At 71.2% G+C, this 22,764-nt stretch carries 19 protein-coding genes; 12 read left to right on the forward strand and 7 right to left on the reverse strand.

All coding sequences use genetic code 11. The features are described 5' to 3' along the window. Positions 1-210: transposase (locus tag D7W79_RS17040; protein ID WP_147441950.1), on the forward strand; the 210-nt coding region annotated here is incomplete at its 5' end. Positions 211-224: 14 nt separating this feature from the next. Here the strand turns inward: D7W79_RS17040 and D7W79_RS17045 are convergent. Continuing rightward, positions 225-1,136, reverse strand: a complete 912-nt coding sequence (locus D7W79_RS17045) for an RluA family pseudouridine synthase (RefSeq protein WP_120526449.1) — start codon at positions 1,134-1,136, stop codon at positions 225-227. A 26-nt stretch (positions 1,137-1,162) separates the two neighbouring features. Beyond that, on the reverse strand, positions 1,163-2,278 hold the full coding sequence (locus D7W79_RS17050) for a serine/threonine-protein kinase (protein ID WP_120526437.1): 1,116 nt from the start codon (positions 2,276-2,278) through the stop codon (positions 1,163-1,165). Positions 2,279-2,405: 127 nt separating this feature from the next. Between D7W79_RS17050 and D7W79_RS17055 the strand changes: the two genes are divergently transcribed. After that, positions 2,406-4,295 carry a serine/threonine-protein kinase gene (locus D7W79_RS17055; RefSeq protein WP_120526438.1) on the forward strand — a complete coding sequence of 630 codons (1,890 nt, stop codon included), beginning with the start codon at positions 2,406-2,408 and terminating at the stop codon, positions 4,293-4,295. Between the two features lie 26 nt (positions 4,296-4,321). Here the strand turns inward: D7W79_RS17055 and D7W79_RS17060 are convergent, their stop codons facing one another. From D7W79_RS17060 to D7W79_RS45770, 3 genes are all read right to left on the reverse strand, one after another. After that, the gene (locus D7W79_RS17060) at positions 4,322-6,106 is read right to left on the reverse strand and encodes a DUF4215 domain-containing protein (protein ID WP_208729759.1); all 1,785 of its coding nucleotides are present in this window, start codon (positions 6,104-6,106) and stop codon (positions 4,322-4,324) included. Between the two features lie 32 nt (positions 6,107-6,138). Further along, positions 6,139-6,849 carry a putative metal-binding motif-containing protein gene (locus tag D7W79_RS17065; protein WP_158616984.1) on the reverse strand — a complete coding sequence of 237 codons (711 nt, stop codon included), beginning with the start codon at positions 6,847-6,849 and terminating at the stop codon, positions 6,139-6,141. Positions 6,850-7,088: 239 nt separating this feature from the next. Then, the gene (locus D7W79_RS45770) at positions 7,089-7,919 is read right to left on the reverse strand and encodes a tetratricopeptide repeat protein (RefSeq protein WP_276375364.1); all 831 of its coding nucleotides are present in this window, start codon (positions 7,917-7,919) and stop codon (positions 7,089-7,091) included. A gap of 138 nt (positions 7,920-8,057) precedes the next feature. On the opposite strand from D7W79_RS45770, the gene uppS reads away from it, so the two are divergent. From uppS to D7W79_RS17120, 10 genes are all read left to right on the forward strand, one after another. Continuing rightward, on the forward strand, positions 8,058-8,855 hold the full coding sequence (gene uppS / locus D7W79_RS17075) for a polyprenyl diphosphate synthase (RefSeq protein WP_120526451.1): 798 nt from the start codon (positions 8,058-8,060) through the stop codon (positions 8,853-8,855). Further along, the gene (locus tag D7W79_RS17080) at positions 8,852-9,682 is read left to right on the forward strand and encodes a phosphatidate cytidylyltransferase (RefSeq protein ID WP_120526441.1); all 831 of its coding nucleotides are present in this window, start codon (positions 8,852-8,854) and stop codon (positions 9,680-9,682) included. Before uppS ends, D7W79_RS17080 begins: the two co-directional genes overlap by 4 nt. A gap of 84 nt (positions 9,683-9,766) precedes the next feature. Then, on the forward strand, positions 9,767-11,398 hold the full coding sequence (gene rseP / locus D7W79_RS17085; RefSeq protein ID WP_120526442.1) for an RIP metalloprotease RseP: 1,632 nt from the start codon (positions 9,767-9,769) through the stop codon (positions 11,396-11,398). A 10-nt stretch (positions 11,399-11,408) separates the two neighbouring features. Then, positions 11,409-11,894, forward strand: a complete 486-nt coding sequence (locus D7W79_RS17090) for a septal ring lytic transglycosylase RlpA family protein (protein WP_120526452.1) — start codon at positions 11,409-11,411, stop codon at positions 11,892-11,894. Positions 11,895-11,918: 24 nt separating this feature from the next. Further along, the gene (gene tsaB / locus D7W79_RS17095) at positions 11,919-12,662 is read left to right on the forward strand and encodes a tRNA (adenosine(37)-N6)-threonylcarbamoyltransferase complex dimerization subunit type 1 TsaB (protein WP_120526443.1); all 744 of its coding nucleotides are present in this window, start codon (positions 11,919-11,921) and stop codon (positions 12,660-12,662) included. Positions 12,663-12,729: 67 nt separating this feature from the next. Beyond that, the gene (locus D7W79_RS17100; RefSeq protein WP_120526444.1) at positions 12,730-13,761 is read left to right on the forward strand and encodes an aspartate-semialdehyde dehydrogenase; all 1,032 of its coding nucleotides are present in this window, start codon (positions 12,730-12,732) and stop codon (positions 13,759-13,761) included. Positions 13,762-13,887: 126 nt separating this feature from the next. Further along, positions 13,888-14,961: an MXAN_2561 family MXYO-CTERM-anchored protein gene (locus D7W79_RS17105; protein WP_120526445.1), complete on the forward strand. Its 1,074-nt coding sequence runs from the start codon at positions 13,888-13,890 to the stop codon at positions 14,959-14,961. Further along, positions 14,958-15,677 carry an MXAN_2562 family outer membrane beta-barrel protein gene (locus tag D7W79_RS17110; RefSeq protein ID WP_120526446.1) on the forward strand — a complete coding sequence of 240 codons (720 nt, stop codon included), beginning with the start codon at positions 14,958-14,960 and terminating at the stop codon, positions 15,675-15,677. The genes D7W79_RS17105 and D7W79_RS17110 overlap by 4 nt, the downstream gene beginning before the upstream one ends. An 11-nt stretch (positions 15,678-15,688) precedes the next feature. After that, positions 15,689-17,497 (forward strand): PKD domain-containing protein, encoded by a 1,809-nt coding sequence (locus D7W79_RS17115; protein ID WP_120526447.1) that lies wholly within the window; start codon positions 15,689-15,691, stop codon positions 17,495-17,497. Positions 17,498-17,522: 25 nt separating this feature from the next. Then, positions 17,523-18,185, forward strand: coding sequence for a molybdenum cofactor biosynthesis protein (locus D7W79_RS17120; RefSeq protein ID WP_120526448.1), 663 nt, complete (start codon positions 17,523-17,525; stop codon positions 18,183-18,185). A gap of 9 nt (positions 18,186-18,194) precedes the next feature. Here the strand turns inward: D7W79_RS17120 and D7W79_RS17125 are convergent, their stop codons facing one another. Together D7W79_RS17125 and D7W79_RS17130 are read right to left on the reverse strand one after the other, a co-directional pair. Continuing rightward, the gene (locus D7W79_RS17125; RefSeq protein WP_120526453.1) at positions 18,195-18,893 is read right to left on the reverse strand and encodes a hypothetical protein; all 699 of its coding nucleotides are present in this window, start codon (positions 18,891-18,893) and stop codon (positions 18,195-18,197) included. A gap of 85 nt (positions 18,894-18,978) precedes the next feature. After that, a partial coding sequence (locus D7W79_RS17130) for an ATP-binding protein (protein ID WP_120526454.1) occupies positions 18,979-22,764 on the reverse strand: 3,786 nt, incomplete at its 5' end.

The raw sequence follows: 22,764 nt of genomic DNA on the forward strand, positions 1-22,764 counted from the left end.
CGCGAACATGGGGTGCACGCCATCATCCCCACTCGCTCGGACCAGCCCCGGCAGCGCGCCTTCCGGCGCGCGGCCTACCGCAAGCGCTGCCGGGTGGAGTGTCTCTTCAATCGCTTGAAGCAGAACCGGCGGGTGGCGACGCGCTATGAGAAGCGCGCCGCCAACTACCTGGCGATGGTCCATATCGCCTCCATCCGCCTCTGGCTCTAATTTGCGGACACGCCCTAGCCGGCCACCGGCCACGACAGCCCGTGCCGCGAAAGCTCCGCCACCAGGTCCGGTGGCAGCGGGCTCTCCACCTTCACGGGCGCCTTCGTCACCGGGTGCGGCACGGTGAGCGAGCGGGCGTGCAGGAAGAACCGCCCCAGCTCCGGCGCCTCGCGGCCCCCGTAGAGCGCGTCCCCCACGAGCGGAGCGCCCACGCCCGCCAGGTGCGCGCGCACCTGGTGCAGCACGCCGGTGAGGATGCGCACCTCCACGAGGCTGTAGTCCCCGGAGCGGGCCAGCACCTGGAAGTGGGACAGCGCCTCGCGCGCGTCCTCGGCGCCGTAGGGGGCGGGCTCCACGCGGTCCGGGTGGCGGGGGTGGTGGCGCAGCGGCACCTCCACCTCGCCCTCGTCCGCCAGCGGGCCCGTCACCAGGGCGAGGTAGCGCTTGTCCACCGTGCGGTTGCTGAAGGACTCGCGCACGGCGGTCCACGCCTCGCGCGTGCGGGCGACGGCGAGCACCCCGGACGTCTCCACGTCCAGCCGGTGGCACAGGCCGCCCTCGCGCGGGTCCTGGGACGCCTGCGCGACCTCCGGGTAGCGCGCCACCAGGGCGTTGGCGACGGTGCCCGTCTCACCCGGGTGCAGGGGGTGCGACGGACGGCCGGCGGGCTTGTCCACGAAGAGCAGGGCCGCGTCCTCGTGCAGGACGACGAGCGGGAAGTCCGTGTCGGGCACGGCCTCGCGCGGGGCCTCCTCCACCGTCACGGTGACCGTCTGGCCGGCGGTGATGGTGAGCCCCTTCTTGGCGGGGCGGCCGTCCACGCGCACCTGGCCCTCCTCGAAGAGGCGCTTGAGGCGGGCGCGGGACAGGCCCAGGGCCTCGCCCACGAACAGGTCCACCCGCTGGCCCGCCTTGGCGGCGTCCATGGTGAGGGTGTGCGTCGTCGTCGTGGTCACTCGGAGAGGGCCTCGTACACTTCCTCGGCCGTCTGGAACCGGTCGTCCGGCTCCTTGCGGATGAGGCGATGGGCCACCCGCGCCAGCTGCGGGTCGCCATGCAGGTTGAGCGCGAGCAGCGGCGGGGGTTCCGTCTCCAGCACCTGACGCCACAGCTCGTGCGGCGTTTTCGCGTCGAACGGCGGACGCCCGCTCAGCAGCTCGTACAGGATGACGCCCAGGCTGTACAGGTCCGAGCGCCCATCCAGCGGCTCTCCGAGAATCTGCTCCGGGGCCATGTACCGGTAGGTGCCCACGAGCTTGCCGTCCGCGGTGATGCCCGCGTCGTCGGCGAGGAACTTGGCCAGGCCGAAGTCCATCAGCCGCACCTGCCGGTCGTCGTCCACCATGATGTTGGACGGCTTCAGGTCGCGGTGCACCAGCCCGTGGCCGTGGATGTACGCCAGCGCCTCGCACACCTGGAGCATGGCGTCCTTCAGCTTGCCCATGCGCTCCGGACGGTTGAGGTCCGCCATCTTCGGCGTGGCGGGCCGCGAGGGTGGCTGCGCACGAGGGGCCGCGCGGCGCGGGTCCACCACCAGCATCCCGTCCGAGTCCGAGTCCGAGTCGTCCTCGGCGCCGTGGAAGCTGGCCAGGTCCTCGCTGGGCGCTTCTTCCGCGAAGGCGTTCAGGTCGAAGGTGCCGTCGTCCACGGCGTCGTCCTCGTCCTCGTCCGGGCTGTCGACGCTGCCGAAGTCGTCGTCCGCGGTGCGGCGGATGGCGAGCGGGCCGCGCGAGGAGGGCGTGGGCGTGTGCATGTCGTTGAAGCTCACGTCCAGGTAGTGGCGCAGCGTGAGCCCCTCGATGAGCTCCATAGCCAGGTACAGCTGGCCCTCGTGGACGCCGGCCTCGAAGACCTTCACCACGTTGGGGTGGGCCAGGTCCGCGAGGGTCTCGAATTCGCGCACGAGTCTCCGGGCCGCGCGGTCGTCCAGCGACGGGCCACCCGTCGACAGGAGCTTCAGCGCGACCTCGTCGTTGCTGCGGCGGTCCAGGGCCCGATAGACGGTCCCGGCCCCGCCACTGCCGAGCGTCTCCAGCACGCGGTAGGGACCAATGGCCTTGGGAGGCATGGGAGGGCGGATCCTACGGAGCACGTCACGTCACGGTCAAACACGCAGACGTGTCTTGAGAGACAGCGGACGCCTGTCCCCCTGGGCGTTTCACTTTTCCAGTGAACCGTGGGAAAGCTCACCGTCCATGCAATTGGGGAAGTACCAGCTGGTGCGGAAGCTCGCCTCGGGGGGGATGGCCGAGGTGTTCCTCGCGAAGGCGGCGGGACCCCGGGGCTTCGAGAAGACCCTGGTGCTCAAGCGCATCCTCCCGCACCTGGCGGAGGACGAGGCGTTCGTGGAGATGTTCCTGGGCGAGGCGCAGCTGGCCGCCCGGCTGGACCACCCGAACGTGGTGCAGATCTTCGACTTCGGCGAGGTGGACGGCAGCTACTTCCTGGCGATGGAGTACATCGACGGGCCCACGCTGCGCCGGCTCATCAAGCGCTCCATGGAGCTGAAGCAGCCGCTGCCCGCGGGGGTGTGCGCGAAGCTGGTGGCCGCCGCGGCGGAGGGGCTGGCGTTCGCGCACGAGCTGACGGACGCGGAGACGGGCGCGCCGCTGGGGCTGGTGCACCGGGACATCTCTCCGGAGAACGTGCTCGTCTCGCGGCAGGGCGCGGTGAAGGTGGTGGACTTCGGCATCGCGAAGGTGGCGGGGCAGAGCCACCGCACGGCGACGGGGGTGGTGAAGGGGAAGGTCGCGTACATGCCGCCGGAGCAGCTCCAGGCGAAGGCCATGGACGGGCGCGTGGACGTGTACGCGCTGGGCATCGTGCTCTACGAGCTGCTTACCGGGAAGCGTCCCTTCGACGCGACGACGGACGTGAGCATGATGCAGGCCATCCTCTTCGAGCCCTTCGTGCCCGCGGTGGAGCGCCGGCCGGACCTGCCGGAGGCGATGCAGCGCATCCTGGAGAGGGCGCTCGCGAAGGACCGCGAGCAGCGCTATCCGGACTGCCGCGCGTTCCAGGCGGACCTGGAGCGCTTCGTGCTGTCGCTGGGCGAGCCGGTGGGCGCGTACCAGATTGCCCGGCTGGTGGCGCAGGTGATGGAAGGGGTGGAGGCCACGCCTGTCGCGGCCACGCCCGCGAAGGGGCGGGAGGCGGCGCCCGCGGCCCGTGCGCCGGAGGCAGCGAAGACGCCCATGCCCGGCCGGGTGGGCACGGCGTGGGAGCCGTTGGCCTCACGAGGGTCGATGGCGGCTCCCTCGGTCACGGCATCGGGGAACGACGTGCCGTCGAGCCGGTTCGACGCGGCGACGGATCCCGCGACGCCTTCGGCGGGGAGCCTGCTGGCGGAGGCCTCCGCGCCGCGGAATCGCGCCGGGGAGACGCAGACTTCAAGGCGGCCTCTTCCGCCGCCCGATTCCATCGAGGTGCCTGGTTCCTCCGCGAAGGAGGAGCGTGCCCGGCTTCGGAGAATCGCGGGCGCGGTGATGTTCGTGAGCATGCTGGGGCTCATGGGCGGCCTGACGCTCCTGGGAGGGCAGAAGGAAGGCGCTGAGAAGGCCGTGACCGGACCTCCGGGTCCTCCGGTGCCGTTGAGCCAACGCTCACCCGCGAAGCCAGCGGCCGAGATGGTGGCTCCCGAGTCCCCCAAGGCACCGGTGGTGGCCACGTCCGAGGTGCAGGACGCGGGGGCACAGGTCATGGCCGTCGCACCGCCTCCCGCGGAGTCCGTCCGGTCCGAGCCAGACGCGGGAGTGCCGCTTCCCGTGCGCGTGGCCGTCCCCGCGACGGGCACGAAGGCCCAGGACAAGCCTGTCGTCGCCAGCACCTCGACGCCTCGGCGTCCGGTGACGCCGGTCCGTCGCGAACTCCCCAAGGGCAAGGTGGAGTTCCGCGTCCGTCCGTTCGGCACGGTGTACCTGGACGGCAAGAACCTGGGGCAGACGCCCTTCGCCGCCGTGGACGCGACGGAGGGCTCGCATCAGGTCCGCGTCGTGAACAAGGACCTGGGCAAGGACGTGTCACGCGCCTTCGAGGTGAAGGCGGGGCAGGACAACGTCTTCAAGCTCAACCTCGCGACGGAGTGAGGTGGGCTTCCAGGTCCCAGCCCTGATCAGGGGAGGGTACAGACCCGGGAAGGCCCGCAGATGAGGCCGGGGGCGCAGTCCACGTCGCCCACACAGTTCGTCCCTTCCGGGCAGTCGTAGCCACTGCCGCCGCTCAGGCCAATCACCTTGAAGGCGCTAGCGGTGATCGTCTCGGTCATCGCCTGGTTGCCAAAGGAACCCATCAGCGTGTGGGTCACGTTCACGGTGGAGCTGTTGGTCGCGACCGACGCCTTGATTTCGAACGGCTCTGGCACGGCGTTGATGGCGTCCCGGATGATGAGGGCGATCTGTACCGAGGTCGTGCTGATCTCCACGGCCACCCGCTGGTTCTCGGCGTTCCGGATCTTTCCATCGCGGTCAATTTCAAAGGTGACGGGTACGTTGATGCCGTCAGCGATGGTGAATGTCTCCCCGTCATTCATGTTCGTGCTGGAGGAGGCCGTGATGGTGCCCGTCGCCGCCTGGAGCGTCTTCGACTTGCAGTCGACGCTGCACGAGCCGCAGACGCTGGTATTCCCATCGTCACAGACCTCGTTCGAGGGATTGGGGTCCTGCACGCCGTCACCGCAGACATTGCCCTGAAGCGTCAGGACCGTCTTGCAGTCGCCACTGCATCGCTGGCAACTCGTGGTGCCGTAGGGGCAGGCTGTTTCCGTGGTCGTGTTGCCGTCGTCACAGGCTTCGTTGACGAGGTCCACGACGTTGTCACCACAGACATTGCCTGTGAGGCTGAGGGCGGTCTGGCAGTCCGAACTGCATCGCTGGCAACTCGTGGTGCCGTAGGGACAGGTCGTTTCGGTGACGTTATTGCCGTCGTCGCATGCTTCATGGACTGGGGCCCGGACGTTGTCGCCACAGACATTGCCGCTCACGGTGACGACTGACTGGCAGTCCCCACTGCAAACCGTGCAACTTTTCGCGCCATACGGGCAGGAAGGCTCCGTCGTCGTATTGCCGTCGTCGCATGCCTCATGGTCCGCGGACTTGATGCCGTCGCCGCAGACGTTGCCGGTGAGGTTGAGGATGGACCGGCAGTCCGCGCTGCACCCGAGGCACCTGGCGGTGCCGTAGGGACAGGTCGTTTCGGTGACGGTGTTGCCGTCTTCGCACTGCTCGCCAGCAGCGGCATTCAAGAGGGTGTCGCCGCAGGTCGGCAGGGTGCAGTTGATGTTGCAGGTGCTCGACTCGCCTTGGGTGTCGCACTGCTCGCGGCCCTGGCGAAGGCCATCTCCGCACGCCTCGACCGTACGGCAATCCGCGCTGCACCCGTCGCTGTCCTCGGTGTTGCCGTCGTCACAGCGCTCTTCCATGACCGCGTCGGTATAACCGTTGCCGCAGATCTCCTTGGACAAGCAGTCGGCACTGCACCCGTCGCCGCTCACGTTGTTGCCGTCGTCGCACGTCTCGCCCACGGCGGTGTCTCGCACGCCGTTGCCACAAACCTCGCTGGAGCGGCAGTCCTCGCTACAGGCATCCCCGTCGAGCGTGTTGCCATCATCGCACTTCTCGCCCCGGGCGAAGTCCACGACGCCGTTGCCGCACACCTCCGTGGAGGTGCAGGTGTGGTTGCAACCGTCACCGTCGATGACGTTGCCGTCGTCACAGGCTTCGTCGTCCTGGATGACTCCATCGCCGCAATCCGAGGGGATGCAGATGTCCTGCTTCGCGGCGCACCTGCGTCCCTCCGGACAGAGCAGCCCCGAAGGACAGTTCCGGTCCGGAGTGTCGGAGCAGACGGCGAGCAGTGGGAGCATGATGGCCAGCGCCATCCATGCTCGTACCGCGAGCACGGGACGCGGATTCAGGTGTGAAGACTGGCGCGTCATTCCAGGGCCTCGGAAGCCAGGCTCATGGGGTCGGAGGAACCGGAACCCATGGCCGAAGGGAGGGCGGTGCAGACGGTGCGCGAGGGGACCGCGGCGTCACAGGCCAGCCGTCCGGGGAGATTCTGTGCCGTGGTGCAGGCGGCGCCAACGTTGAAGCCTTCATCGGCGTCGCCGTCGCAGTTGTCGTCCCTGCCATCGCAAAGGACTTCGCTCTGGCCGGGATGGACGAGGCGGTTGCGATCGTCGCAGTCCTCGCGCGTGACATACGTACCGGCGGGGGCGACGCACACCCGGACGGGTGTTCCACCATGGCCGTCCAGGTCCATGTCCGCGTACCAGGTCGGGGCATCCACGGCGTCGCTTTCCCCGTCGACGCAGTTGTCATCCACCCCATTGCACCGTTCCAGGGCGCCGGGATGGATGTTCGCGTTCGCATCATTGCAGTCCGTGCCGCCACGGGCCGCCGAGACAAAGCCATCCTGGTCCATGTCCTCGGCGGCCAGTTCGAGCCGCGTCTGGGTCACCTCACCCTTGTCCGTCGGAGAGGCTTGGAGCACCTGGCTCGCGACGGGTGCCGCGTCGCAGGTCTGCTCGAACGCATCCACGTGGAAGAGGACGTCGCCTTTCCAGGTGTCGGACAATAGGACCGCCACCCGGAGCGCATCCCCGGGCCGCGCGTCCTGGCGCTCGAGCACCTGGGTGGACACGGTCCGATTGCCCTCCTTCGTCCCGAGAGTCACGCGGATGCAGCCGGGATTGAAACCGACGGGCTGGACGGTCAACTCCAGTCCACGGTCACAGGCATTGGGATCCGCCCGCAGGACACCGTCCAACGCCTGAGACCCGCGCCCTTCACAGAGCCGCTCCAGGATGACCTGGTCCGTCTCCGGAACCGTGCATCCCATTCCCAGAGTCCCCCATGCGACGGCCGCCACGAGCCCATACCTCACCGGCCACCCTCCATGGAGGTGGACTCACCCATCAGGAAGTACGTGGTGACCGCTCCAGCCGCCGCCGCCAGCGCCGTCCCGAAAAGGACGTTCGCCACGACCGCTTGTCCCCGCGCATCGTCCAGGTGCCCGCTCACGCTGGAGGACAGCTCCGCCTCGCGCGCCGAGTTCACGTTGCCGCGCGACTGGAGCCCGAAGATGGACCCCACGCCGCCCGCCACCACGCCCGTCCCCAGCAGCGCCCACGACACCGTCGGCACCCGGCGCATCCCGCGCTCATGGGCATCCACCTTCAGGTTCACGCCCGGAGCCGGAGCAGACGCCCTCGCGACCTGGGGCGGGCTCAACGGGGCAGGCGTTTCCACCACTGGAGGCCGCACCGGCGCATCCGCCGGCTTCGCCAGCGCCGCGCGCTCCTGCCGCACCGCGCTCCGCACCGACTCGAAATCCCCCTCCACCTTGGGCGACACCTTCGCCGGCAGCTTCGCCTCCGGCGCCAGCATCAACCCCGCCCGGAACGACGCCAGCGCCTCGTCGCGCCGTCCCATGTCCGCCAGGATGACGCCCTCGTAGATGGCCGCCGCGCTGCGCTCCGCTTCCGTCCGCGCCAGCCGCCGCGCCCGCGTCACCGCCGCCAGCGCCTGCTCGGACTCCAGGTCCTCATAGAGCCGGGCCGCTTCCGCCATGGCCGCATCGAAGTACGTGCCCGCGGGCCGGGACGCCGCGGTCCCCGCCGTCTGCCCGAAGGCTGGACCCGCCCCGAACACCCAGAACCCGAGCAGCCCACCGAGCAGCCGGAAGGAGGGCAGGGCATGAAGAGTTTTCATGGAAGCCCACTTTAACCGCTCTCATGTCCCCTCATGAACCGTTCAACCCCTCTGGACGACCGCCTACCTGGGGAGAGGGACCGAGGGGCCACGCGCCCGTGGACGCGACGCGGCGCCGCCGCTAGGGTGCGCGGCTTCATGGATCGCCCTCTTACCGTGTTGCCCACCGCCCTCGAGGCCCAGGTCAAGGCCCGGCCGCTCCCGCGCCACGTGGGCATCATCATGGACGGCAACGGCCGTTGGGCGGAGCTTCGCGGCCAGCCCCGGCTGGAGGGCCACCGCGAGGGCAGCGTCAGCGTCCGGGAAGTCACGCGCACCGCGCGCCGGCTGGGCGTCCAGGCCCTCACCCTCTACGCCTTCTCCTCCCAGAACTGGGCCCGCCCGCCGGAAGAGGTCGCCGGGCTGATGGAACTGCTGCGCGAGTACCTCGAGTCCGAGCGCGCCGAGATCCTCGACAACGGCATCCGCCTCAACGCCATTGGCGAGGTGGACAAGCTTCCCCGCTACGTGCGCGAGCCCCTGGAGCGCCTGCGGGCCGACTCCGCCCACAACACGGGCATGGTGCTCACCCTGGCGCTGTCCTACGGCGGCCGCGAGGAGCTGCTGCGCGCCGCTCGCGACCTGGCCCAGGCCGCCGCGCGCGGCGAGCTGGACCCCGCGCACCTGGACGCCGACGACCTGGAGTCGCGGCTGTGGACCGCCGGGCTGCCTCCGGTGGACCTCATCGTGCGCACCAGCGGTGAGCAGCGCATCTCCAACTTCCTGCTCTGGCAATTGGCGTACGCCGAGCTGTGCTTCACCGACGCCCTGTGGCCCGACTTCCGCACCGAGGAGTTCCTTCGCTGCCTGTCGCAGTTCCAGGGCCGCGAGAGGCGCTTCGGTCTGACGTCCGCCCAGGTCAACCGGGACGACACCCCCCAGCGGGCCAAGGCGTGAACGAGAAGAACAAGAACCTCCTCATCCGGATTGTCACCGGCATCACCCTGCTGCCGCTGGTGCTCCTGCTGCTGTTCCTGGGCGGGTACTACAGCGCCGTGCTGCTGGCCGCCGCCGCGGCCGTGTGCGCCGGGGAGTACTACCTCATCACGCAGAAGCGCCTGGGCGCCGCCGCATGGGTGGGCATGGCCGCGGCCTTCGTCATGCCGCTGCTCCCCCTGCGGGACGCCGCGCGCACGGGCGAGACGGCCTTCTGGGTGACGTCCGTCTTCTTCTTCTTCGCGTGGATCTACAACCTGTTCCGGGGCGCGCTCGCGGAGGCCCCCACCCGGGCCGCGCACCTCGTCACGGGCTTCCTCTACGGCTCCATCGGCCTCACCGCGCTGTCCGCGCTGCGCCTGCTCCCCGGCGAAGGGCACGCGTGGGTCATCTGCGCGCTGACCATCACCTGGGCCAACGACACGCTGGCGTACTTCGCGGGCCGCTTCCTGGGGAAGCACAAGCTCTACCCGGCGGTCAGCCCGAACAAGACGTGGGAGGGCTTCTTCGGCGGCATGGTCGGCTCGGTGCTGGGCATGTTCGTCGCCAAGCTCGGCTTCTTCCCCATCTTCACCGTGTGGGACTGTGTGGTGCTGGGCATCCTGGGCGGCCTTCTGGGCCCCGTGGGCGACCTCTGCGAGTCCATGCTCAAGCGCGCCTACGGCGTGAAGGACTCCGGAAAGCTCATTCCCGGACACGGCGGCGTGCTCGATCGCATCGACGCGCTCATCTTCAACGCGCCGCTGGTGTTCGTCTATGTGCAGTTCGTGAGGCACCTGCTGCCGTAAGTGCCTGATTTCGCGCCTGCCCGCCCGCCTTGCTGCGTGCGTTGTGCGTTGTCCGTCCCAGGGGGCGCGATTACTCTTCCGGCCATGCTCCAGAACCTCGGGTTCTTCATCCTCCTGCTGGGCGTGCTCGTGACGGTGCATGAGCTTGGCCACTTCCTCGTGGCCAAGGCCTGCGGGGTGAAGGTCCTCAAGTTCTCCATCGGGTTCGGGCCGAAGATCATCGGCTTCACCAAGGGCGAGACGGAGTACCAGGTGGCCCTGCTGCCCCTGGGCGGCTTCGTGAAGATGGCCGGCGACCTGCCCCACGAGGAACTCCCGCCGGAAGAGGCGTCGCGCGGCTTCCTGGCGCAGCCGCCCTGGAAGCGCGGCCTGATTGTCCTCGCGGGCCCGGCCTTCAACCTGCTGTTCCCCATCTTCGTCTACTTCTTCGTCTTCCTGGGCCCCCAGGAGACGCTGTCCACGCGCGTGGGCATGGTGTCGCCGGACATGGCCGCCGCCGCCGCGGGCATCCGCCCCGGAGACCGCATCCTCTCCGTGGAGGGTGAGCCGGTCCGCACCTTCGACGACATGCGCGACGCGTTCGTCGGCAAGTTCAACCGCCCCGTGCCCGTCACCCTGGAGCGCGAGGGGCAGCAGCTCGTGGTGGAGGTGACGCCGGAGAAGAGCTCGGAGGTGTCCCCGGTGGACACCGTCGAGCGCGGGATGATTGGCGTGAGCCCCTACCCGCAGCCGCCGGTGGTGGGCGTGCCGGCGACGTCCCCCGCGGCCGCCGCGGGCCTGAAGAGCTTCGACCGCGTGCTGTCCGTCAACGGCGTGCACGTGCAGGACGAGGCGGCCCTCTACCGCGAGGTGGCCAAGGTGCCGGAAGGCACCCCCCTGAAGCTGAGCGTGGCGCGCCTGGCCTCGGTGGCCGTGGGCGCCGTCACCGGCCGCGTTCCGGAAGTGGTGGAGGTGACCCTGCCGCGTCAGGCCGGCGAGGGCGCGGCGGCGCTGGGCGCGGAGGCCGTGGACCTCTACGTGGCGAGCGTGGCCTCCGGCAGCGTGGCGGAAGGGGCGGGCATCGTGCCGGGCGACCGCATCGTGGCCATCAACGGCACGCCGCTGAAGTCCTTCAACAAGCTGGCGACGGTGCTCAACGGCCTGCAGGCCCAGCCCTTCACGCTCACGTGGCGCGGAGAGAAGGGCGAGCGCACGGAGAAGCTGACGCAGGCGCCGCTCAAGACGCGCGACGACTACGGCCAGACCAGCGCCCCGCTGGTGTTCGGCGCGCGCCCGTGGAGCTTCAGCAGCGCGGACCTGCCGCCGGTGGAGAAGGTGACCATCGACCTGGGCCCGGCCGCCGCCTTCAAGGAGGCCGCGCTCATCGTCCCGAAGATTGTCGGGCAGATGGTGCAGGTGCTGGGCGGGCTGTTCGTGGGCAAGGTGTCGCCCAGCACGATTGGCGGCCCCATCATGATGTACCAGCTGGCCGCGAAGAGCGCCGAGCAGGGCCTGGACAGCTTCCTCAACCTGATGGCGATCATCTCCATCAACCTGGGCGTGATGAACCTGTTGCCCATCCCGGTGCTGGACGGCTTCCACCTGCTGTCCGCGGCGTGGGAGGGCATCCGCCGCCGCCCCATCCCCGTGCGCGTGCGCGAGGTGGCGAACATGGTGGGCCTGGCGCTGCTCATCCTGCTGATGCTGCTGGCCGTGACCAACGACGTGACCCGCTAGCGAGGTGATGATGCACGGACGGACCGCGCTCCTGCTCATGGGGATGGGACTGCTTGCTGGCTGCGCGTCGCGCGCGGCGAAGCCCCAGCCGCCGGAGACCGCTGCTTCCGGTGACGACGGCACGAAGGTGACGCGCCGGGAGAAGATGCCGCGCAACTACCTGGGGGAGGGCCTGGCGTCCTTCTACGGCCCGGGCCTCCATGGCCGGCCCACCGCCAGCGGGGAGAAGTTCAACCAGAACGCCCTCACCGCCGCGCACCGCACGGAGCGCTTCGGCTCCTGCGTGAAGGTGATGAACATGGAGAACGGCCGTCAGGTGGAGGTGCGCGTCAACGACCGCGGCCCCTTCGTGGACGGCCGCATCATCGACGTGTCGAAGGCCGCGGCGAAGGCGCTGGGAATGCTGGACAAGGGCCTGGCGCGCGTGCGGCTGTACCGGTGCGGCGGCGACCGCGTGTCGCAGGTGCCGGTGGAGTTCTGGGCCGTTCCGGCCTGAAGCGATTCGAACGCAAGAGAAGGGATGTCGCCTGTGTTGCTCGCGCTGGACACCTCCACGCTGACGCTGTCGCTCGCCCTGGTGGAACGCCAGGGGACGGACGTGCGCGCGGTGGAGCACGTGGTGGTGCCGCCGCCGGACAAGCAGAGCGAGGCGCTGCCCGGCGTCGTCGGGGACCTGCTCCAGCGTCACGGCCTGAAGCTGAAGGACCTGGAGGGGCTGGCGGTGGGCCTGGGACCGGGGTCCTTCACGGGCCTGCGCATCGGCCTGGCCACGGTGAAGGCGCTGGCGTACGCCACGGGGCTCAAGGTGGCCGGCGCTTCGTCGCTGGCGGCGGTGGCGCTGGAGGGGCCGGAGGGCGTGCCGCTGTTCTGCCTCGCCGTCGCGCGCAAGGACGACCTGTACCTGGGCGCCTACCGCCGCGTGGGCCACGCCGTGGAGGCGCTGGCGCCTGAGACGGCCATGTCGCCGGAAGAGGTGGCGCGGCGCATGGCCGCCGAACCGGAGGCGGTGGCGCTGGGCCCGGCGCTCGCGGACTACCGGCAGGCGCTGGAGAAGCACGGCGTCGCGCCGCACCGGCTGCTGTCCGGCCCGGCCTTCCCGTCCGCGGTGGAGGTGGGGCGGCTGGCGAAGCTGCCGGAGGCGTATTCCCAGCAGGCGCTGTTCGCCCTGGAGCCGCACTACGTCCGCGCGTCCGAACCGGAGCGCAATCCGAAGTTCCCGCCGCTGCCGGGCCCCGTGCCCACGGCGCGGCTCAAGGAAGACTGAAGCCGAGGCCTCGAGCACGCTTCGTCGTGCTCGCGCGGGCGGAGGCGCTGACGTAAAGGAGCCCGTCATGAGAGAGAACCTTCGGATTGCCGTGGTGGGCGCCACGGGCGTGGTGGGTCGCGAGGTGCTGGCCAACCTGTACGCGCGCGACGTGCCGATGGAGCAGGTGCAGGCCTTCGGCTCGGAGCGCTCCAAGGGCCTGGAGGTGGAGTACGGCGAGGACACGCTGGAGGTGGAGCGGGCCTCGGCGGACGCCTTCCGGGGCATCCACATCGTGCTGCTGGCCACGCCCGCGGAGGCCTCCCGCACGCTGGCCCCCGCCGCGCAGGCCGCGGGCGCGTGGGTGGTGGACGCAAGCTCCGCCTTCCGGAGCGACGGCAACGTGCCGCTCATCCTGCCGGGCTTCAACACGGAGGCCCTGGGGCCGGGCTTCAGCTTCAAGGGCCGGGTGGTGAGCCTGCCGGGAATCGTCACCAGCGCCACCGTGCACCTGGTGGAGCCGCTGCGCCGCGCGTTCGGCGTGGTGCGCGCGCAGGTGACGGCGCTGATGGGCGCCTCCAGCGCGGGCGTGCGCGGCATCTCCGAATTGGAGAAGCAGACCGCGGACCTGCTGTCCGGCCGCGAGCCGGAGCCGCAGGTGTTTCCGCACCGCGTGGGCTTCAACCTGGTGCCCCAGGTGGGCGGCTTCATGGTGAACAGCCCGTGGACGGAGGAGGAGGGCGGCTGGACGCTGGAGGCCGCGCGCCTGTTCTCCGCCCTGGGCGAGACGCCCGTGCTGGCCGGCACCGCCGTGCAGGTGCCCACCTTCCACGGCCACGGCCTCACGGTGAACGTGCAGCTGAAGAAGCCGGGCCCGGTGGAGCAGGTGCGCGCCGCCCTGAAGACGTCCCCGTCCCTCAAGGTGCTGGACGCCCCCGGCGAGCGCATCTACCCCATGCCCATGCTGGTGATGAGCGACCCGGCCGTCCACGTGGGCCGGGTGCGCGCCTTCCCCCAGGCTCCGGAGTGGGTGACGCTCTTCGCGTCCGTGGACAACGCCGGCCGGGCCGCCGCCCACCTGGTGGACGCGGGCCTCAAGCTGGCGGAACGCCCCGCCTGACAATTTGGCAAAGCCCCCGGGGGCACCTTGCCTGTTTGGCGCGCGAACCCGGGGTTTTCCTTGGGAAACAGGCCGTCCGGACGGGGGTTGTGGGTGGCCCCGCCCTTGCTAGCCTCCTGCCCATCCATGCGCCTTCCATTCATTGGACTCCTGCTCTTCGCGTCCACCGCCGTGGCCCAGGTGGGGCCCACGGTGCAGTTCGCGACCGCGGCGACCGGCTCGACGAACCTGACGATCACCGTGCCCAAGAGTGAGTGCGGCAACGCGCGCCGTTTCACCTGGACGCGCACCGGCAACATCTGCGGCGGCTCGCTCTTCATCTACGCGACCACGAACGCCTGCGGCACGGAGCCCACCGCGACGGACCTGAAGCTGGAGACCCTCACCGCGACCAGCGCGACCACCGGCACCGTGAACTTCAGCGTGGCGGAGTTGCTCGCGGCGCGCGGCACCAGCGCGGACGGGGGCCCCGCGGCGACGTGCGACACCCAGCAGACGGAGATCTCCTTCAACCTGTGCGCGTCCGCGCGGCAGCTGGGCGGGCTCTACGGCACCGACTGCCAGACGGCCTACGCCAACGTGGGGGCGCCCGCCTACGTCATGAAGTTCGACCCGGTGAAGCCCAAGGCGCCCACCATCGCCAAGGTCATCGTCCGGGACTCGGCGCTGTCGGTGCAGGTGGACGGCGCGGAAACGGACTCCACCGTCGTGGTGGAGGCGGCGATGGTGGCGTCCGCGACCACGGATGCGGGGACGGACGACGCGGGCACGGATGACGCTGGCACGGACGACGCGGGCACGGACGACGCGGGCACGGACCTGGACGCCGGTACGGACCTGGACGCCGGCACGGATGGCGGAGGGCTGGGCCTGGTGGGCGCGCTGGCGCTGGAGGGCACGACGGGGCCGGTGACGCGCGTCACCAAGGCGTCCGGCGAGGGCAACGTCGTCGTCACCGGCCTCACGAATGGCGTGACGTATCGGCTCCAGGCGACCATCATCGACGCCGCGGGCAACGTGAGCGATGGGTCCAGCCAGGTGGATGCGACGCCCGTGAAGAGCAATGGTCTGTTCGACGCCTACAAGGATGCCGGCGGCGAGGAGAGCGGCGGGTGTGCCGCGACCGGTGGTGGCATCGCGGGTGGCGCGGTGCTGGCCGCCCTGGGCATCTGGCTGTCGTCTCGGAGGAAGGTGTCATGAGCAGCAGGGCTGTGGGCCTGGGAGTCGCGGCGCTTCTCTTGGCGGTACCGGCGGTGGCGCAGGAGGTGACCATCCCCACGCGCTCCCCGCGCACTGGCGCGGTCATCTTCCGCGGGGGCGGCTACAAGCCGCGCATCGACACCGAGAAGGCCCTCAACGGCGCGACGCCGTACAAGGACACCTTCGGTGACGCGTCGCTGCTGCTCATCGAGGCGGAGATCCAGCGCTTCTTCTACCAGGGCATCGGCACGGCGGGCCTGGGCCTGGGCGTGGGCTACGGGGAGAAGTACGCGGACGCGAAGCTCGATGACGGCTCGGCGGCGGCGGACAAGGCGGCGCTGAAGGTGCTGCCCATCCAGCTCAACGCCTTCTACAAGTTCGACTACGCGGCCTTCCGCTGGGGCATCCCGCTGGTGCCGTACGCCAAGCTGGGGCTCGTCTACTCCCCGTGGTGGATGACCAAGGGCAGCGAGACGGAGCTGGTGGAGGGCGATAAGGCCAGCGGCGGCAAGTGGGGCTGGGCGGGCACCGCCGGCGTGTCGTTCCTCCTGGACGTGCTGGAGCCGCGCTTCGCGCGCGACTTCGACTCGGACCTGGGCGTGAACCACTCGTACCTCTTCGCCGAGTACACGCATGCGGATGTGAACAACTTCGGCGGCAAGGGCCTGAACCTGAGCAGCCGGCGCTGGATGTTCGGGCTGGCGTTGGACTACTAACCGAAAGGCCCATGGCCTCCCGACCCCGCGCACTCCGGTCTCCGCTTCCGCTTTTCCTCCTGCTGGCCGCCGTGGGGCTGGGGGCCTCCGGCTGCCGGGGCCTGAGGCCGGACCTGGGGCCGGAGCGCACGCTGGAGGCGGGGGTGCCGGAGGCCTTCGGCTCCACCGCCCCGAAGGCGCCCGCCGTCACCTGGGACTTCGGGGACGGCACGCCGGCCCAGACGGCGCCGGGCGTGAAGCACGCCTGGGCCACCGCGGGCCGCTACACGGTGCGGGCGCTGGACGGGGACAAGGAGCTGGCCCGGGTGGTGCTCACCGTGGTGCCGCGTCCGGTGCTCCGCGCGGTGCCCCAGGACGCGCAGACGGTGCTGTGGGTGCCCCGGCTGCGCGGCAACGTGGAAGGGCTGGTGGACTTCTACGAGCGGCTGGTGGGCGCCGGCAACGCGCGCGCCACCCTGGCGGACACGCCGCTGATGCCGCTGCTCCTGCGCAGCCTCGTGGGGGGCCCCTCGGAGGTGGACCCGGAGGAGGGCTTCGGCTTCTTCCTCCTGCCGGACTTCGACGGCGTGGTGGCGCTGCTGGGCGTGACGGATTCGCGGGCGGCGCTCGCGGCCGTGTCGCGCGAGCTGCGGAGCGCCGGCCACCAGGTGCTCCCGCGCGAGGACGGCAGCGCGCGCGTGGAGCCGGTGGACGGCGGCCGGGCCATGCTGCTGTTCGCGGACCGGGGCTACGTGTACCTCGCGGTGCCGGACTCGCCGGACGCCCCGGAGCCCGGGGAGACGGTGAAGGCGCTGGCGGTGGAGGAGTCCCCGGACGTGGAGCTCGTGCGCCGGCGGGTGGAGGCGCTGTCCGGGCCGGGCCTCTCCGAGAACGCGCTCCTGGGCGAATTGCGCGGCAAGGTGCGCGACGGCAGCGTGTTCCTCTTCTCCGCGCCGCCGGTGCCGGAGGCGGAGAAGGAGGACATGCCGGTGCGCGGCTTCTTCGGCGCGCTCGCGGTGCAGGCGGATCAGGCGGAGCTGGACGGCTTCCTGTCGTCGTCCCGGCCGCTCTTGGGCGGCACGCGGGGCCCGGCCTCCGCGCTGCTCGGGCGCGCGGCGGTGGGGCCGGTGGCGGCGGCGCAGCTGTCGGTGCCCCCGGAGGAGCTGGCGCGGCTGGTGTTCGGCTCGCCGGAGTCGCCCCGGCGGCAGCGGACGCTGGAGCGCTGGCGCAAGCAGGGGCTGGACGCGGAGCCGCTCTTGAAGGCGCTGCGCGGCGACGTGGCGATGCTCGTCTACTTCGACGCGGCGGCCTTCTTCCGCGGCTTCATCCAGGACAAGCGCCCGTCGCCCAAGGGCACGGTGGTGATGGAGGCGGGCCTCACGTCCGTGGAGCCGGTGCTCCAGCTCATCCAGAAGCAGCTGCAGGACAACGCGCTCGTCTTCCAGAAGGAGGCGCAGGGCCGCACCACGCGCTTCCGCACGCGGCTCCTGGAGCAGCCGGTGTCGCTCACGCTCACCCCGGAGCGCGCCACGCTGGAGGCGGGGGAGGTGCTCACCGGCCGCGAGACGGGCGACGTGGGCGCGACGCTGCGCACGCGCTTCGGCGCGGACGCGTTCGGCCCGGGCCATCTGTCGCTGATGGTGGACATGGGGCGGCTCCGGGCGGACCTCGCCGAGGTGCGCTCGGTGCCGGGCGTCGGCACGGGGCAGCTCCTGGCGAGCCAGGTCTTCGTGACGGCGCTCCTGGAGCGGCTCACCCCGTTCGAGTACGGGTTCCTCGACTTCTCCCCCGCGGAAGGCGGCGGCCGGCTCCAGGGCCGCGTCGTGCTGCGCGAGCGGTAGCCACACGCCAGGAGGCGCCAAGGCCATGACCGTCACGGTGCTGTACTTCGCCGCGGCCCGCGAGCGCGCGGGCCTGTCGCGTGAGTCGCTGGAGGTACCACCCGGGGCGCGCGTGGCGGACGTGCTCGCGCTGCTCGCCGCGAAGCACCCGCCGCTGGCGCCGCTGCTGCCGCACCTGCGCGTAGCGGTGCAGCAGCAGTTCGTGGCGCTGGACGCGCCGGTGTCGCCGGACGCGGAGCTGGCGCTGATTCCGCCCGTGGCCGGCGGGGCGCCGGGCCTCTTCCGCGTGGTGGGCCGGCCCCTCCAGCTGTCGGAGGTCGTGGACGCGGTGGCCTCCGAAGGGGCGGGCGGGCTGGTGACGTTCTCCGGCGCCGTGCGCAACCAGACGAAGGGCCGGCGCGTGCTGCGGCTGGAGTACGAGGCCTACGCGCTCATGGCGGAGGCGAAGCTCGCGGAGATTGGCGACGAGGTGGCCCGCGCGTGGCCGGGGACGCGGCTGGCCATCATGCACCGTGTGGGCACGCTGCTGCCGGGCGAGCTGGCCGTCGTCATCGCCGCGGCCTCCGCGCACCGCAAGGAGGCCTTCCGGGGCTGTGAGCACGCCATCGAGCGGCTCAAGCAGGACGTGCCCATCTGGAAGAAGGAGTTCTTCGAGGATGGCGACGTCTGGGTGGGCCTGGGGCCCTGAACCCGCGCCCTAGCGCACGCCGAAGCTGGCGGGCACGGTGACGCGCGCGCCGCCGTCCTGCTTCTGCGTGGCGCGCTCGGCTTCCGTCAGCGGCTTGAGCGGCTGGTCCAGGCCCATGGCCTTGCGCCGCGCCTCCTCCTTGTCGTGGGCGACCTGCAGCGCGCGCGCGTTGTTCGCGGCCATGCGCGCCGGGTCCGGCCCCATGACGAGGAAGGCGACGGGCGCGCTCAGGAAGAGGATGGCCACGGTGATGAGCCACGCCACGTCGCGCACGCGGAAGCGGCCCGCGCGCTCCTTCACCACCGACGGCTGCACCAGGAGGCGCAGCTCGCCCTCCATGAGGCGCAGGGTCATGCCCTCGCGCAGCTCCACCGCCGCGCGGCCCGGCGCGCCCGTCAGCTCCTCCGGGCCCACCGGGTGGAAGGCGTCGCCCTTGACGCGCTTCTCCACGCGCGCGGAGGGCGGCACGTGGATGCGCCAGCCCCGCGGCGTGCGCTCGGCGAGGAGGAAGGGCTCCTCCGGCAGCGTGAAGCCGTAGAGGGGCAGGGGGGCCGTCTCGTCGGGCGCGGCGTGGACCTGACCCAGCTCGGGGCCATAGCTCCAGGCCTCCGCCAGGGAGGTGCCCCAGTACAGCTCGCAGAAGAGTCCACCGTCCGCCCCGGTGACCGAGGGCGAGGAGGGAGCGGAGGGCGCGGAAGGCGTCGGCATGTCGGGCCGGAGCATAGGGCCTTCGCGGCCGCCCGGCCCGGCTTCGTGGGGCCGGACGTCCCCTGGACGACGGGCGGCCTGCTCCTCAGGCGCCCGTCAGGTCCTTGAGCAGCGTCTCCAGCGTCTCGAAGTGCAGCGGCTTCACGAGGTGGGCGTCGAAGCCGGCGGCCTTGGAGCGCTGGCGGTCGGACTCCTGGCCGTACCCCGTCACCGCCACCAGCTTCATGGGGCGGGGCTCCTCCTGCTGGCGGAGCAGCCGGGCCAGCTCGTAGCCGTCCATCACCGGCAGGCCGATGTCCAGGAGCGCGATTTCGGGGCGGAACGCCTTCGCCGCCTCCAGGCCCGTGGGACCGTCGTAGGCCACGCGCGTCGTGCAGCCCAGGAACTCCAGGGACTCGGAGAGCACGTCCGCCGCGTCCCGGTTGTCGTCCACGATGAGCACGCGCGCGCTCACGGACGTGGGCTCCTGCGGGACGAGCGCGCCCGGCTGCGGCGTGGGCAGCGCGGGGGCGACTTCCGCCTCCAACGCTGGCAGGCGCACCGTGAAGGTGCTGCCCCGGCCCCGGCCCGGGCTCTGCGCGGTGATGGTGCCGTCATGCAGCGTCACCAGGCTGCGCGCGATGGCGAGCCCCAGCCCCAGGCCGCCCTGGGAGCGGTCCAGGGCCTGGTGCTCCTGCACGAAGAGGTCGAACACGCGCGGCAGGATTTCCGGCGGGATGCCCACGCCCGTGTCGCGCACGCTGACGACCAGCTCCTGGCCCTCGCGCGTGCCCGTCACGGCCAGGAAGCCGCCCGGCTCCGTGTACTTGGCGGCGTTGGTGAGCAGGTTGGCGAACACCTGCGCCAGCCGCGTGGGGTCGCCGTGGAGGTCCGTGTCCTGGTCGGGCAGGTCCACCTCCAGCGTGTGGTGGCGCTGCTCGATGAGCGGGCTGATTTGCTCGATGGCCTTCGCCAGCACGTCCGTGAGGGTGATGCGCTCGCGCTTGAGCGTGACCTTGCCCCGGGTGACGCGGCTGACGTCCAGCAGGTCGTCCACCATGCGCACCAGGTGCGTCACCTGCCGTTCAATCAGCGTGCGCTCGCGCTCCGCGGCGGTGTCGCCCCTCAGGCGCATGAGCTGGAGCGCGGTGAGGATGGGGGCCAGGGGGTTGCGCAGCTCGTGGCCCAGCATCGCGAGGAACTCGTCCTTGGCGCGGTTGGCGGACTCCGCCTCCCGCCGCGCGGTGGCCAGCTCCGTCACGTCGAAGACCACGACGATGATGGCCTCCACCTGGCCCTTCGCGTCGCTCATGGGCTGGTAGACGAAGTCGAAGAACACCTCGCGCGCGGACGGGTTGGGGCCGTCGTTGAAGAGGACGCGCAGGGAGCGGCCGATGTACGGCTCGCCCGTGGTGTAGACGCCGTCCAGCAGCTCGTAGATGCCCTGGTCGGCCAGGTCCGGCAGGGCCTCGCGGATGCCCTTGCCCATCACGTTCCGGTTCGCGATGAGCTGGAGGTAGTTCTGGTTGGCGAACTCGAAGACGTGCTCCGGACCGCGCAGGATGGCGATGCCCACGGGCGCGTGCTGGAAGATGCGCGCCAGCCGCTCGCTGTGCGCGGCCTCCAGCTTGCGCAGCCGGGAGCGGGTGACCTGCGCGGTGACGCGCGCCAGCAGATCCCTCGTGGAGAACGGCTTCACCAGGTAGTCATCCGCGCCCGCGTGGAGGCCCTCCTCCTGGGCCTCCTCGCCCGCGCGGGCGGACAGGAGGATGACGGGCACCGTCCGGGTGTGCTCGTCCGCGCGCAGGGCCTGGAGCAGCCCGAAGCCGTCCAGCCGGGGCATCATCACGTCGGACAGGATGAGGTCCGGGGGCCGGGCGCGCGCGGCCTGGAGCGCGGCCTCGCCGTCCGCCACCGCCTCCACCGTCCAGTGCGCGCCCAGGAGCCGGGCCACGTACTCGCGCATGTCCGCGTTGTCGTCCGCGAGCAGCACGCGCCCCCGCTCCTCCCCGAGCACAGCGGGGGTGATGGACTCCGGAGGGGCGCTGTCCTCGCCGGGCGCGGCGGGCAGGTGCGTCAGCCAGCCCAGGGCGTCGCGCACATAGGGGTCCGCTCCCGCGGGCAGCGGACGCTGGCTCCGGGCGGACGTCACGTGCTCCGGCGGCAGGTGCGCGAAGCCCATGGGGATGCGCACGGTGAACGTGGTGCCGCGGTCCAGCTCGCTCTGGACGGTGAGGGTGCCGCCGTGCAGCCGCACCAGCTCGTGCACCAGCGCCAGGCCGATGCCGGAGCCTTCGTGGGAGCGCGCGCGGGCGCCGTGCACGCGGTGGAAGCGCTCGAAGAGGCGGGGCAGCTCGTTGGCGGGGATGCCCGTGCCGGTGTCGGTGACGCGCAGCTCGATGTGCCCGTCCCGCGGCGCCTGCGCCACGGTGATGGCGCCGGTGAAGGTGAACTTCAGCGCGTTGGAGATGAGGTTGAGGACGATCTTCTCCCACATCTCGTGGTCCACCCAGGCCGGCTCCGGCAGGGGCGGGCAGTCCACGTCGAGCATCAGCCCCGCGCGCTCGATGGCGGAGCGGAAGGCGCTGGCGAGCCCGGCGGTGAGCGCGGCCAGGTCGGTGGGCTCATAGGTGGCGCGCACGCGTCCGGCCTCGATGCGCGCGAAGTCCAGCAGCGTGTTGACCAGCTTGCGCAGGCGCACGCCGTTGCGGTGCACCGTCTCCAGCGCGTCACCCTGGAGCGTGCGCTCGGGGCTGGCGAGCGCGTCCTCGGTGGGACCCAGCAGCAGCGTGAGCGGCGTGCGCAGCTCATGGCTGATGTTGCTGAAGAAGGCCGTCTTCGCGCGGTCCAGCGCCGCGAGCGCCTCCGCGCGCTGCCGCTCCTCCTGATAGGCGCGCGCGTTGGCGAGCGCGGCGGCGACCTGCTCGCCGGTGCCCTGGAAGAAGTCGCGGTAGGACGCGTCGAGCAGCCGCCGGGGGCTGACGCCGCCCACGAGGAAGCCGTACGGCCGCGACTGGCCCGGCCGCGTCAGGGCTCGCACCACGGCGAGCGAGGGCGGTGTGTTCCAGCGGCCTCCGGGCAGGTCGCGGATGCGCTGGCCCAGGTCCTTCACGACGACGGCATCGCCCGTCCGGGTGGCCTCGGCGAAGGGCCAGTCGGTGCCGGACTCCGCGGAGACGGACTGTTGCGCGGGCAGCGTGGCCAGGACGGCGGCGGGCAACCGGGTGCTGCCCGCGAGCCGGGCGGTGTCGCCGGTCACGTCCAGCAGGTAGAGCAGGGCGAAGGGCAGGTCCAGGTCGTTGTCCGCCAGCACGTCCAGGCTGGTGCTGCACGCCTGCTCCGGGGACTTCGCGTCGGCGGAGCGGGCCGCCAGGTCGCGCAGCATTCGCAGCTGCCGGTCGTGCTGCACCTCCTGCGTCGTCTCTCGCACCGTGACGAGCACGCCGCCCACGCCGCCCTTTTCGTCGGGGATGGGGCTGTACGAGAACGTGTGGAACGTCTCCTCGAGGAACCCGCGGCTGTTGATGAACAGCTCCAGGTTCTCGCTCCAGGTTGCGGGGCCGCCGTCCAGCACGCCCCGCGCCATGGGGCCGACGACGTCCCAGATCTCCCGCCACACCTGTTCGCCCGGAGCGCCCAGGGAGCCGGGATGCTTGAGGCCGAGCACCGGGCGGTACGCGTCGTTGTAGACCTGGATCATCTCCGGGCCCCACCACATGAGCATGGGGAAGCGGTTGTGGAGCACGACGCCCACCATCGTCTTCAGGCTGACGGGCCAGTCGCGGGACGGACCCAGCGGCGTGCGGGACCAGTCCATCGAGCGCACCAGTTCGCCCATCTCACCGCCGCCCGCGAAGTGATGCTCCTCGGAAGCGGGGACGCAGGGGGATGG

This window comes from Corallococcus exercitus, from assembly GCF_003611585.1.
GTDB classification, from domain to species: domain Bacteria; phylum Myxococcota; class Myxococcia; order Myxococcales; family Myxococcaceae; genus Corallococcus; species Corallococcus exercitus.